Annotated in this window: 13 protein-coding genes; 3 read left to right on the forward strand and 10 right to left on the reverse strand. The window is 46.1% G+C overall.

The annotated features are described in order from the left end of the window. Positions 1-123 precede the first annotated feature (123 nt). Positions 124-495: an RcnB family protein gene (locus ADP71_RS10140; RefSeq protein ID WP_171461137.1), complete on the forward strand. Its 372-nt coding sequence runs from the start codon at positions 124-126 to the stop codon at positions 493-495. Positions 496-567: 72 nt separating this feature from the next. Here the strand turns inward: ADP71_RS10140 and ADP71_RS10145 are convergent, their stop codons facing one another. Then, a complete protein-coding gene (locus ADP71_RS10145) occupies positions 568-993 on the reverse strand; it encodes a hypothetical protein (protein WP_104932126.1) in 426 nt (141 codons plus the stop codon). Between the two features lie 22 nt (positions 994-1,015). Next, positions 1,016-1,399 carry a hypothetical protein gene (locus ADP71_RS10150; protein WP_019957996.1) on the reverse strand — a complete coding sequence of 128 codons (384 nt, stop codon included), beginning with the start codon at positions 1,397-1,399 and terminating at the stop codon, positions 1,016-1,018. Between the two features lie 87 nt (positions 1,400-1,486). On the opposite strand from ADP71_RS10150, the gene ADP71_RS10155 reads away from it, so the two are divergent. Next, positions 1,487-2,143, forward strand: coding sequence for a class I SAM-dependent methyltransferase (locus ADP71_RS10155; RefSeq protein ID WP_019957995.1), 657 nt, complete (start codon positions 1,487-1,489; stop codon positions 2,141-2,143). 56 nt (positions 2,144-2,199) lie between these two features. Here the strand turns inward: ADP71_RS10155 and cysI are convergent, their stop codons facing one another. From cysI to ADP71_RS10190, 7 genes are all read right to left on the reverse strand, one after another. Beyond that, on the reverse strand, positions 2,200-3,945 hold the full coding sequence (gene cysI, locus ADP71_RS10160; RefSeq protein WP_019957994.1) for an assimilatory sulfite reductase (NADPH) hemoprotein subunit: 1,746 nt from the start codon (positions 3,943-3,945) through the stop codon (positions 2,200-2,202). A 71-nt stretch (positions 3,946-4,016) separates the two neighbouring features. Continuing rightward, positions 4,017-5,831: an assimilatory sulfite reductase (NADPH) flavoprotein subunit gene (locus tag ADP71_RS10165; RefSeq protein ID WP_019957993.1), complete on the reverse strand. Its 1,815-nt coding sequence runs from the start codon at positions 5,829-5,831 to the stop codon at positions 4,017-4,019. Positions 5,832-5,910: 79 nt separating this feature from the next. Further along, positions 5,911-7,221: a sulfate adenylyltransferase subunit 1 gene (locus tag ADP71_RS10170; RefSeq protein ID WP_104932129.1), complete on the reverse strand. Its 1,311-nt coding sequence runs from the start codon at positions 7,219-7,221 to the stop codon at positions 5,911-5,913. A gap of 76 nt (positions 7,222-7,297) precedes the next feature. Beyond that, positions 7,298-8,218: a sulfate adenylyltransferase subunit CysD gene (gene cysD / locus ADP71_RS10175; RefSeq protein WP_019957991.1), complete on the reverse strand. Its 921-nt coding sequence runs from the start codon at positions 8,216-8,218 to the stop codon at positions 7,298-7,300. A 73-nt stretch (positions 8,219-8,291) separates the two neighbouring features. Further along, positions 8,292-9,017 (reverse strand): phosphoadenylyl-sulfate reductase, encoded by a 726-nt coding sequence (locus tag ADP71_RS10180; protein WP_019957990.1) that lies wholly within the window; start codon positions 9,015-9,017, stop codon positions 8,292-8,294. 121 nt (positions 9,018-9,138) lie between these two features. Continuing rightward, positions 9,139-9,498 carry a hypothetical protein gene (locus ADP71_RS10185; protein WP_019957989.1) on the reverse strand — a complete coding sequence of 120 codons (360 nt, stop codon included), beginning with the start codon at positions 9,496-9,498 and terminating at the stop codon, positions 9,139-9,141. Between the two features lie 41 nt (positions 9,499-9,539). Beyond that, complete coding sequence (locus ADP71_RS10190; protein WP_155970418.1) at positions 9,540-10,028, reverse strand: hypothetical protein; 489 nt, start codon at positions 10,026-10,028, stop codon at positions 9,540-9,542. Positions 10,029-10,127: 99 nt separating this feature from the next. Between ADP71_RS10190 and cysG the strand changes: the two genes are divergently transcribed. Further along, entirely contained in the window at positions 10,128-11,504 is a 1,377-nt protein-coding gene (gene cysG, locus ADP71_RS10195) for a siroheme synthase CysG (RefSeq protein WP_019957987.1), read from the forward strand. A 59-nt stretch (positions 11,505-11,563) separates the two neighbouring features. Here cysG and ADP71_RS10200 read toward each other — a convergent pair whose 3' ends face one another. Then, positions 11,564-12,997: an amino acid permease gene (locus ADP71_RS10200; RefSeq protein ID WP_019957986.1), complete on the reverse strand. Its 1,434-nt coding sequence runs from the start codon at positions 12,995-12,997 to the stop codon at positions 11,564-11,566. Positions 12,998-13,369 lie beyond the last annotated feature (372 nt).

The following is a 13,369-nucleotide window of genomic DNA, read 5'->3' on the forward strand; positions in this document are numbered from 1 at the left end:
TGCACAATATGTAAATTTTATGCAGCATTGATTAACCTAGTTTTATATTTCTCTAAGTGAACTCTAAGTTTCACCGCTTAAGATGGTTTCCATCCACAGCAGATAGAACCTAAGGAGTTACTCATGAAGAAATTGATCACCACCGCTATCATTGCCAGTCTAATGAGCATGGTTGCCATACCTGCCATGGCCGCGCCACAACACAGCCAATCTCATTCGTCACATACAAAACCCCACCCATCATACTCACACAAAAACAACAATCAATATCAAGACCAACAAAAAATTGTACCCAAAAAAACACAAGCACACCAAACTTGGAAGCGTGGGCAGGTATTAAACAAAAAATACCGTGGCAAAGCATATTGGGCAGATAGCAAAGAACAACGTCATTTACCCAAAGCAGGTAAAAACCAACGCTGGGTCAAAGTAGATCAAAATTATATTTTGATTAACACCTTAAGCAATGTGATTTTGTCTGTATTCCTGCGTTAATCTATACTATGAACCTCATCGAAATAAAAAAGATGCTTGATCGGCATCTTTTTTCATCTTTACAGGACGCTATTATTGGCAAGATTCCAATGGTTTGTGTTGATAAGCCAATAAATTGCTGTAAAAAGACGATTGGCTAAACACTTCGCAGCGCATTTGCAAATTAGCACGGCTTTGTGCCTCTTCTTCATGCTCAGCAGCATAAATTTCACACCCAGTTTTGTAATATGGCACCCACACTTGATAGTGTTTTTGCACCATCGCTGCCGTCACGCCATGGCTTTTAGAATCTTGCTGTAAATGCTTGACCGTTGCCGCTACACATTTGTCCAAATGCGCTTGTACTTTTTTTTGTATCGGTTTCAATTCAGCTGCCGACATTTTTCCAAACGCTTCACTGGTGACAAAACGCGATAAATCTTCGCCATTGTTATAGTTTTGTGCTTGGGCAAACGCCGTTGCCACCATCAACACACCTGCTGCCAATATTTGCTTCATGCCCCTTACCTTCTTCCCTAGTTCAAAGCCGTTTTAAAGTGGGTATTTTCGCCTGCCAATACGCATAATTCAATGGCTCAGACTCAATTACATAAGCATACATTCGCCCACCCAACAAAACATGCGACAATTCTTTTAATACGCGCAGTTCCAAAAAGCTCAAACCACCTATTTGTGGCGGTAACACCCACACTATTTTCTGTACACCAACATAACGCTGTAAATAAGTCTGCTCATGCCAATAATCTTGCAACAACAAACGCAAACCTTGTTCTAAAATAGGAACATTCCCTACCAAACTGCGTGGATGGGCAAACGCCAATGCCAAATTCCAAGCTTTTTGGTCTGAAGCCAAAACTTTTACCTCATTGTGGAACAAATACACCACCAATAAGCTTGCTTTCATCCAAACCTCCGCCTTCATTCTGTTATCATAACAATAACCCAACCACCGCATCATGCCCACTATCATCATTTTTTAGAATACATCATTATGGCCACCACCCCACAATTACAAGCCATCGAACAACAATTAGCCTGCCCTCAAGGCGAACAAGGTTTAGACATCGCCGACATGATGCACGCCACCAACATCAATATGACCTTAAATGGTTGGCAATGCATGCGTTTGGCGCCCAATGGGCGTGTCTTAGAACTCGGACATGGCAATGCTGCCCATGTCACGCCTTTATTAAAAAAACGCAGCGACATCCATTACACAGGCTTGGAAATTTCCGAATTGATGTGCGAACAAGCGCATCTGCTCAATCAAGAAATGGTCAACCATTACCGCGCCACGTTTTGGCATTACGATGGTCAATATATTCCTTCGTTCATACAAGCATTCGATGGCATTTTGAGCGTCAATACCATTTATTTTTGGGATCAACCCCAATTTTTGCTGCTCCAGCTCAAACAACAATTGAGCGCTTTAGGTCGCTTGGCTTTGGTGTATATGGATCCTGAATTTTTGCAAACCTTGCCATTTGTCGGTCATCAATTTAAGCCTTATGCACCCAACAAATTAGAAGCATTGCTTACGCAAACAGGCTTTCAAAATATCACCACCAAAAGCTTTCACGACGAAGTCACACGCAAAGACCAAAGCGTTGCCACACGTTTGTTTCATGTCACCACAGCGCAACGCTAAAAAAACAAGCGTCCTGTAAATACTTACAGGACGCTTGTGACACATCATCAAATGGCTTACACCGTCACTTGGCTGACATCCCAAAAATCTACGGGTGCATTCACCACAGGTTTCACAATGCCACTGCGAATGGCAAAATCACCAAAACATTCACCATCTAAACGCTCTTTTGCCCACGCGCCAATCCACGCATCCAAAATCAACAAAATTTCATCAGGCGTGATGTTTTCTTTGTACAAACGTGGAATGCGTGTACCCGCTGTGTTGCCGCCCACATGCAAATTGTAACGACCTTGCGCTTTGCCAACCAAACCCACTTCCGCGAGCATGGCTCGACCACAACCATTTGGGCAACCGGTGATGCGCAAAATAATCGCTTCGTCCGCCACACCGTGTTTGCTCAATAATTGCTCAATCGCTGTGGTAAAGTCAGGCAAGAAACGCTCCGCTTCGGCCATCGCCAATGGGCAAGTCGGATAAGACACACACGCCATCGACGCTTCACGCTGGCGGCTGATGTTGTCCGCCATCAAGCCGTGTTCACGCGCCAATTTTTCGATTTTGGCTTTGTCTTTTTTCGCCACGCCCGCCACGATTAAATTTTGGTTGGCAGTCAAACGGAAATCGCCTGTGTGAATTTTGGCGATTTCACGCATGCCTGTTTTCAATGGTTTGTTTGGATAATCGAGCAAACGACCGTTTTCAATGAACAAAGTCAAATGCCATTTTTTGTCTTCGCCTTCAACCCAACCTATGCGATCGCCACGATGCGTGAATTCGTATGGGCGTGTTGGCTCAAATTTCACGCCCATGCGGTTTTCCACTTCCTCACGGAATACATCCACACCCACACGTTCTAAAGTATAGCGGGTTTTGGCATTTTTACGGTCAGAGCGATTGCCCCAATCACGCTGTACCGACACCACGCCTTCAGCGGCCTTCAAAGTGTATTCCAAAGGCACATAACCCAAATCGCGCGCGGTGTTAGGGTACGTTTTGGTATTGCCATGTTCCATCGACAAACCGCCGCCGACCAACACATTGAAGCCGATCAATTTGCCATTTTCAGCAATCGCCACAAAGTTCAAATCGTTGGCGTGTACATCAATGTCATTGGTCGGTGGTACCACCACGGTGGTTTTGAATTTGCGTGGCAAATAGGTTTCGCCCAAAATCGGCTCACGCTCCACACCGTCTTCGCTGGACGCAAATTTTTCGCCATCGAGCCAAATTTCCGCATACGCATGCGTGCGAGGCAGCAAATGTTCCGAAATTTTCTTCGCCCATTCATACGCCTCTTGGTGCAAAGACGATTCCACAGGATTGGATGTACACAACACATTGCGATTCACATCGCCTGCGGTAGCAATCGAATCCAAGCCCAATTGGTTAAGCCATTGGTGCATTGGTTTGATGTCTTGTTTCAGGACGCCATGAAATTGAAATGTTTGACGGTTGGTCAAACGAATCGAACCATACATCGTGTGTTCGGTAGCAAACGCATCAATGCCCAACCATTGTTGTGGCTGAATGATGCCGCCGGGCAAACGGCAACGCAACATCACGTTTTTCAACGGCTCTAATTTTTGCTCAACACGCTCGGCACGAATGTCACGGTCATCTTGTTCGTACATGCCATGAAAACGAATCAATTGGAAATTGTCGCCATTAAAGCCGCCTGTCAATTCATCGCCCAAATCTTCTTTGATGGTGCCACGCAACAAATGGCTTTGACTTTTCAAACGTTCATTGTCAGACAACGGTGCATCGGGCAATTTGGCGCGAGGGTCTTTTGTGCTCATTTTGTGTTCCTTGTGTTTACAGGACGCTGACATTACAAGCGTCCTGTAAAATCTTCATTTTTTATTCAAATTTAATAAACATCACGTTGGTAACGCTTGTCTTCACGCAATTGGCTCAAATATTCGTCCGCGTCGTCCAAACTCATTTGACCTTGCTCACTGATGATGTCGAGCAATGCTTGTTCCACGTCTTTTGCCATGCGCAAAGCATCACCACACACATACACATGCGCGCCTTGCTGCAACCATTGCCATACCGCTGCCGCATTTTCACGCAATTTGTGTTGCACATACACTTTCTCAGAACCTTGACGGCTCCAAGCAGTCGATACAGCCGTCAACAAACCACTCTTGCGGTATTGCAACCATTCGGCTTGGTACAAAAAGTCGTCGGTGAATTTTTGATTGCCAAACACCAACCAGTTGGCACCGGTATCACCATTGTTATCACGCTGTTGCATGAAGGCGCGAAACGGTGCCACACCTGTGCCTGCACCAATCATGATAATCGGCGTGTCACCATTTTCAGGCAAACGGAAGTTTTTATTCGGTTCAACAAATACTTTGACATCACCGCCCTCTTGCAAGCGGTCAGACAAAAAGCCCGATGCACCACCTGTGTACGCATTGCCATGGTGCTCATACGCCACACGCCCGACCGTCAAATGCACTTCGCCATCGACTTCAGCTTGAGCAGATGCAATCGAATACATGCGTGGTGTCAATGGACGGAGCAAGCCGTGCAATTGTTCGGCAGTCAATGGATGTGGATAATCATTCAAAATGCCCACAATCGGTGTGCAATCGACAGCGGCCTGTAAAGCTTTATTGTCTTCAATCAAAGCCAATAAATCGGCATTTTGGCTGATTTGTGCAAAACCTTTGATAAATTGTGGCGTGTTTTGTGTCAATTCATCTTGATGAAGCAAAGCTTCACGAATGCTGACACTTTCACCATTGCTCAACACCACGTTTTCGCTGCCTTCTAACACCGACAAACGCAATACTTCATCGACCAAAGCCTCATCATTGCCAAACCACACACCCAAAGCATCGCCTGCGGTGTATTGAATACCAGAATCGCCCAAATCAATTTCAATGTGGCGCACATCTTTGTTCGCTTCATTGGCCGTGATTTTTTGGCTCACAGACAAAGTCGCTGTGAATGGATTTTCTTTGGTGTAATGCTGCTCAGTGACGGCTACAGCGACCGCGGCACTGCTGGCAACTGCGGCTGAAACCGATGTTTGCTGCGCCAAAGCGACCACGGTTTGCGCCACATCGTTGCGCCATGCATCTGCGGCAGCTTGAAAATCCAAATCACAATCTACACGAGGCGCCAAACGGGTTGCGCCCAATTTCTCTAGCACAGCATCAAAATCTTTGCCTGCTTGGCAAAAATTCGGATACGAGCTGTCACCCAAGCCCAACACTGCAAACGACACACCATTCAATTGTGGCGCTTTTTTGCCATGCAAGAATTTGTGCAAGCTCACGCCTTCTTCAGGCGCTTCGCCTTCGCCTTGAGTCGACGTCACCATCAAAACAATGTCTTCAGAGGCAATGTTTTTGGCTTTGTAGTCGCCCGCAGCAATGATTTGTGCATCCAACTGCGCTTCTTGCAATTGCACCAATAATTGTTCTGCCACACGGCGCGCATTGCCTGTTTGCGACACAGACAAAACAGTGATTTTGCGAGCAGGTGCAGCCGCAGTAGCTTCCACAGCAGTCGCAATGGCGTTTGGCGCTACGCCTGTGGCAGCGGCTACGGCATTGCTGTCTTGGCTTTTTGCCCAGCAATAACCTGACAACCATGCCAATTGCGTTGGCGAAAATTGCTCGAGTTGTTGCTGCCACTCAGGTGTCAACGGTAATACAGTTTGCATCGTGCGTTCCTTAATTCAAACTTTTTTATTTTGAAGCGTCCTGTAAACATTTACAGGACGCTCTTGGTTCATCAAGCAATCAAATCGCCCAATCATCTTGGTCTTGTGTCGCCACAATCATGCCCGCAGCCACGGTGTGATTGGTAGCATCATCAATCAAAATGAAAGCACCTGCCGCACGATTGTTGGCATATTCTAAAGCGGCAATCGGTTTCATCAAACTCAAACGCACATGACCGATGTCATTCATTTTCAAATCATTCGCTTCAGTCGTTTGACCCAAAGTTTGCATGTCCCAAACATAATCAATCGCTTTGACTTTGGCATAAACCGTTTGCGTACCATGTTTAAGCCAATATTTGCGCGCAGTATTGAGTGGACGCTCATCCAACCAGCTCAATGTAGCGGATAAGAATTTGGTTGGCACAACGATACTGTCCGATGCTACCAACACATCACCACGAGAAATGTCTACGTCATCGGTTAAAGTGATGGTCACCACATCGCCACGACTGGCTCGTGCGACTTCACCTTGCACACCATAAATGGCACTGATGGTTGAGGTGCGTGCGCTAGGTTCCACTCGCACCGCTTGACCCACACTGAACACGCCCGCCTCAATGCGACCTTGATAACCACGGAAATCATCTGCTGCGCTGCCATCTTGGCGTGCCACACGTTGCACAGGCAAATAAGCTTCTTCAGGCATATCGCTAATTTGTTCATCCGCTGCCGCAGGCAAGCCTTCGAGCAAAGTCAACAAAGGCGCACCTTCAAACCAAGGCATGTGCTCAGATGAATTGACAATATTGTCACCATTCAAAGCCGAGATGGGCACGTAATACACATCTTTTAAACCAATAGTATCAGCCAATTGACGGTAAGCTGTGACAATTTGTTTGAATTTTTCTTGGCTGTAATCAAGCAAATCCAATTTGTTCACCGCGACAATAATATGGCGGCAACCGATTTGCTTAAGCAAAGTAGAATGGCGTTTGGTTTGTGACAACAATTGCAATGGCGATTGCTCAAAATCCAAACGGGTGGCATCGACCAATACAATCGCAGCGTCCGCAGTCGATGCACCTGTAACCATGTTGCGCGTGTATTGTTCGTGTCCGGGTGTGTCGGCAATGATGAATTTGCGTTTTGGCGTGCTGAAATAACGATACGCCACATCAATGGTAATGCCTTGCTCACGCTCGGCTTCCAAGCCATCGGTGAGGCTGGCCAAATCCAACGTGCCACCAGCGCTGCGTTTGTTCAATTGTGCCACTTGGTCGGCAAGTAAGGCTTGGCTGTCGTAAAGCAAGCGACCGATCAAAGTCGATTTGCCATCGTCCACGCTACCTGCGGTGATAAAACGCAATACAGAAACAGGGGTTGTCATGCTGTGTCATCCTTTGTTCAGGGCGCTTAATGATGGATAGAAGCGTCCTGAAAAACATTCATATTCAGTGCAATAATCAGAAATAACCGGCTTTTTTGCGCTCTTCCATCGCAGACTCAGACACTTGGTCGTCCATGCGCGTGGCGCTGCGTTCTGAAATCGTGGTTTGGGCGGTTTCGGCGATAATGTCGACAGGATTTGCCGCAGTCGATGCCACAGGACAAGTACACGAAATATCGCCCACAGTACGGAAACGCACCGAACGAATCTCGCTCACGTCACCGTCTTTTTTCGGTGTCAAACGTGTCACAGGCACGAGCAAACCATTTTTTTCCACCACTTCACGTTCATGCGCAAAGTAAATCGGTGGCAAAGCCAAACCTTCACGCTCGATGTATTGCCAAATGTCCATTTCCGTCCAATTGGAAATCGGGAACACACGCATGTTTTCGCCTTTGAATAAACGCGTGTTGTACAAACTCCACAATTCAGGACGCTGAGCTTTGGGATCCCACTGACCAAACTCATCACGGAACGAAAAAATACGCTCTTTGGCACGTGCTTTTTCTTCGTCACGACGTGCGCCGCCCATCAAAGCGTCAAATTCATGTTCTTCGATTGCTTCAAGCAAAGTCACCGCTTGCGCTGCATTGCGTGAATCCAATTCACTGCGCAACACCACCGTACCCTTGGCAATCGAATCTTCCACATGTCCGACCACCAATTCCACACCCAAACGTGCCACGGTTTGATCACGAAAATCAATCACTTCTTGGTAATTGTGACCTGTGTCCACATGCAATAATTTGAATGGCAATTGCAACGCACGCTCACCATATGTGAACGCTTTGCATGCCAATGCGAGCAACACCACCGAATCTTTGCCGCCTGAAAACAACAAGGCAGGATTTTTCGATTCGGCAATCACCTCACGGATGATATAAATGGACTCCGCTTCGAGCCAATCCAAATGTTTGTTACTGATTGCATCACTCATGTTTGCTTCTTTATTCAAGTTAAATCGGTTGTGAAGCGCGTCCTGTAAAGCTTACAGGACGCTTAAAATGGTTTTATTTATGCAAACCACATTCTTTGGTGTCTTTGTTTTCCCACCACCAACGTCCTGCACGAATGTCTTCGCCCAAACGCACAGGTTTGGTGCATGGCTCGCAGCCTATGCTTGGATAATGTTGATGGTATAAATCATTGACAGGCACATCATAAGCGGCCACATACGCCCATACGTCTAATTCCGTCCAATCAAAAATCGGGTTGAATTTGGCAATATTGTGGTTGGCATCGTGTTGTTCCAATGGCAATTCTTCACGCGTGGCAGATTGCTCACGACGTTGACCGGTGAGCCACGCATCAGCGCCGACGATGGCACGATTCAAAGGCTCAATTTTGCGAATGCGACAACATTCACGGCGCAAATCTACGCTTTCATAAAACGCATCACGACCGTGTGTGTGCTCATATTCACTCACCGCCTCAGCCACAGGTTCCATCACTTTTAATGCAATGCCATAACGCTGTTCGGTTTGTGGAATCAAGGCTGAAGTTTCCACATTCAAGCGGCCTGTTTGTAAAGTGAAAATTTGAATGGGCAATTGCAAGCGGGCAATGACATCGGTAATGACCATATCTTCTACTGCCAAGCTAGAGGCAAAACGTGCCTCATCAAAACGTTGGGCAATGTCTTGTAGACGTTGTTCTAAAACAGCCGTTTTAGACAACACATTTTGGCGTGTAGCATCATCCACTTGTGGAATGACCCAACCTTGAAAAAAAGACATGACAAAGCCCCATATGTACAGATGGGGCTCAGTGTAACAATGTGCTCAGAAATTACGAAAGAATATCTGCTTATGTCTTTATAGCCAATTTATCTAAGCGACACAGAATATTACAGGACGCTTAACATTGGGTTTCGGGAATTTGTGCGCTTTGGCGATTGCTTTCGCTACAAGCTTGATCCAAAGCTTGGGCATCGGTACCGCTGCTGATTTGCCCACGCAATTGTTCCAACTCAGTGCGCAAAGCCAAACCTTCGGCAGGATTTTCTTTCTCGTATTTGACCACACATTTTTCAATATTGGCGATCATTTGTTGGCACGATGCAGGCAACGCCACCACAGGCGCGCTGGCCACCGCAACAGGTGTCGATGCTGCCACACCAGAAGCAGCTTGCTTGGCATTGGTTTTCGCTGCTTCATCGGCACCGCTACAAGCTGCCAACATCAAGCTCACACACACCCAGCTGATTGATTTCATCATTTGTTTTCCTTACTTTTTCGCTGTCCTTGTTTACAGGACGCTTAACAGCCCAAATCCTGCAAGACAGGCTCTACGTCTAGCAAAGCCAATTTGCAGGTTTGGTTCAATGCATTGCTATCAGATGTATTGAGCCAAGACGCTTGCATTTCTGACAATTGCATTTGCATGCTCGCCGTGCCTTCCATGCCCGCTTGATCCATCACCTTAATACATTGCAACACTTCATCAATATAGTCGTTACACGCATCGGGAAAATCAGCAGGATTGAATTCACGCACGCTCACATTGCGCGACTCTTCCGTCTGTATATTGGCAACAGCACTGCTGGACAAAATCTCAGCAGAAACTTGTGTAGCGTTCGGTTCTGACACTTGTGACAAAGGCGTTGATGCTGACGCTGTCACTTGGCTGCTATGGGAAGGCGCTTGAGCCGTCACTTCACTGCTGTCGGCGCAAGCACTCAACACCAAACCGCTCACCAAACACCAAACCATTGTTTTAAACGCCCGAGAAACAGGAAGTGATTTCACAGGCTTTATAACCATTCTGACTAAGTTCACAAATATTGCTTCTTTCCATTTCTCAAGGTGCATCACTTACAATGCCCGTCATGCTCTAAAGGATGATTTATGGATTACTACCCATTGTTTGCTCGTTTACAACAACGCCCTGTTTTGGTAGTGGGCGCAGGTCAAGTCGCTGAACGCAAGGTCGACAGTTTACTACAAAGCGGTGCCATCGTACGCCTCGTTGCGCCTGAACTCAATGCGGTGTTGCAACAATGGCTAGATGCAGGACGCATTGAACACATTGCAACCGAATTTGCACCAGAACACATTCAAAACGTGTTTTTGGTCGTTGCGGCAACCAATGATGCAGCATTAAACCAACAGATTTTCGCAGCAGCGGAAGCGGCGCATACTTTGTGCAATGTGGTGGATGATTTACAAAACTGCAATTTTATTGTCCCTGCGTTGATTGACCGAGGCGCATTGCAAATCGCGATTTCAACAGGTGGCAAAGCGCCTGTTTTGGCACGCATTTGGCGTCAAAAAATCGAAGCTTTATTGCCTGAACATTTGTCTGATGCAGCCAATATTGCAGGTCGTTGGCGTGGCAAAGTCAAAGAGCGCATTCATTCAATGAGCGCACGCCGCCAATTTTGGGAACGCTTGTTTCACAGCCGTTTTGATACCTTGACGGCACAAGGCAAACTCACTGAAGCGGAAAACGAAATCGAAACGCAATTGCAAAATCCACCGCAACAAAATGGTCAAGTGGTGTTGGTGGGCGCAGGTCCGGGTGATGTGGGTTTGATGACGCTCAAAGGCTTACAAGCTTTACAGGACGCTGACATTGTTTTGTATGACGCTTTGGTCAGCGATGACATTTTGAATTTAATACGCAAAGATGCGCAGCGCATCAGCGTGGGCAAACGTGCAGGCAATCACAGCGTGATGCAAGAAAAAACCAACGAATTGTTGGTGCAGTACGCCCTTGAAGGCAAACGCGTGGTGCGTCTTAAAGGCGGCGACCCATTTGTATTTGGTCGTGGTGGCGAAGAATTGCAAGTATTGCAGCAAGCAGGCATCGCTTACCGCGTCATTCCGGGCATCACCGCAGGCTTGGGTGCGACGGCTTACGCAGGCATTCCATTAACACATCGAAAATTGGCACAAACTGCAACCTTCATCACAGGTCACTGCCAAGCCGATGGTTCGGATATCGATTGGCAAAGTTTGGCTTTGAGCCGCCACACTTTGGTCGTATACATGGGCACGATTAATGCAGCGACTATTGCCGAACAATTACAACAACACGGACGCAGCAGCGATACACCTGTCGCAGTGATTAGCAATGGCACGCGCGAAAATCAAAGCACCAACAAAGGCGTCCTGAAAGATTTGCCGCAATTGACAAGCAACGCGCCATCACCTGCTTTGATTGTGATTGGTGAAGTGGTGTCTTTGCATGAACAATTGGCTTGGTTTGGCGAACACATTTGAACATCGATAAACATTAAAAAAGCCCGCTTCAAGCGGGCTTTGGTTTGGATGGTATTCGATTAAGACTCTTGTTTAGCGGCCTGTAAACGAACTTGCGCTTGCTCGTGTTCTAATTTCTCACGTTGCTCACGACCCCAGCCGTATTTTTGTGCCAACGCACCAATCACAATCAAGATGCCGCCAAAAATACTGGTGTAAACCACTTCAGTGCGGTACGTGCCCTCTACCACCATCGTAATCAAAGATGCAATGATGACAAAAATCACCGCATAAGTTAACCATGGGAACAACCACATTTTCAAAACCACCTCTTTGCCAGAAGCATCCAATTTGCGGCGCATGTTCAATTGCGATACGGCAATGCACAAATAAACCAACAAAGCGATAGAACCCGTAGCCGCCATCAATACATCGAATACATCCATACGGTCGGTTGCAGTCAATACGATGGTGATGAATGCCAAAACGGTTGATGCCAATACGCCAATATACGGTGCTTTTGAACTTTGACCCAAGATTTGGAAAGCTTTTGGTGCGTCTCCTCGGCGAGACAAAGAAAACAACATACGACTAGAAGTATACAAAGCTGAATTAAAGCAACTGCAAACCGAAGTCAATACCACAAAATTTACAATCGTATTGGCATATGGAATGCCCAAAGCTTTCAAGGTCACCGCATATGTACCTTCAGTCGACAATTTCAAACCAGGATCGGTGTAAGGAATCAAACATACCACGATGAAAATCGAGCCTACATAAAACAAAGAAATGCGCCATACCACTGAACGGGTGGTACGAATGATTTCTTTGCTTGGATTTTGAGATTCTGCAGCAGCCACAGTCACAATCTCAGCGCCAATAAACGCAAACATCGCACCGAGCAAAGCGACGACGACAGCATCAAAACCATTAGGCATAAAGCCTTGGCTGGTCAAATGGGTAAAACCACCAACTGCATCGCCCAAAGGCCACAAATTCACAATCGCCAAAGAACCGATGATGATGAAAGCGACAATCGCCACCACTTTGACCAATGCAAACCAAAATTCAAACTCACCATAGCTTTTAACAGGTAAGAAATTCACACACATCAAAGCCACAGTAACGATGGTCATATAACCCCAAAGCGGGATAATCGGGAACCACTGATTCAAAATTGCGCCTGCAACATATGCCTCCCAGCCCATGAGCAAAGACCAAAAGCTCCAATACAACCAACCGATGGTAAAACCAGCCCAACGACCAATCGCACGGTCGGCATACGTTGAAAACGAACCACTATCAGGTTGCGCGACAGCCATCTCGCCCAGCATGCGCATCACCAATACCACCAAAATACCACCACCCAAATAAGCCAAAATAGCAGCAGGGCCTGCATTGGCAATCACCTTGCCAGAACCAACAAACAAACCTGCACCGATTACGCCTGCAATCGACAACATGGTTAAATGGCGAGATTTCAATCCGCCTTGTAATTGACTAGAACCGCTCATACCGAAACTCCTAAAACGTGTGTCTGAAGCCTTGCTTAAAATACATATTTCTTAAAAAATCTATTTCAAAACCAACTGGTAGTGCCATTTACTGTCTCAAATTTGAGAAGCCAATATACGTACCAATAAAAAAACACGCAATATCAATATGATATGAAAAATCCCTTATTAATATATTCCGAAATACAAAATATCATTTCGCAAAGCGAAACGAGATTGATTTCATTGAACAATATTTTTCAGTCTATTTGTCCTATTTCCGCACAGCGAAATTTTCATAAAATTTTTATTAATATAAAAATAACTCAAAAATAAAACTTTTCTCATATTGAGAAAAAATGGGATTTTTAAGTAAAAAAAAGTCAATTTATG

Source organism: Vitreoscilla sp. C1 (genome assembly GCF_002951955.2).
Taxonomy (GTDB): Bacteria; Pseudomonadota; Gammaproteobacteria; order Burkholderiales; family Neisseriaceae; genus Vitreoscilla; species Vitreoscilla stercoraria.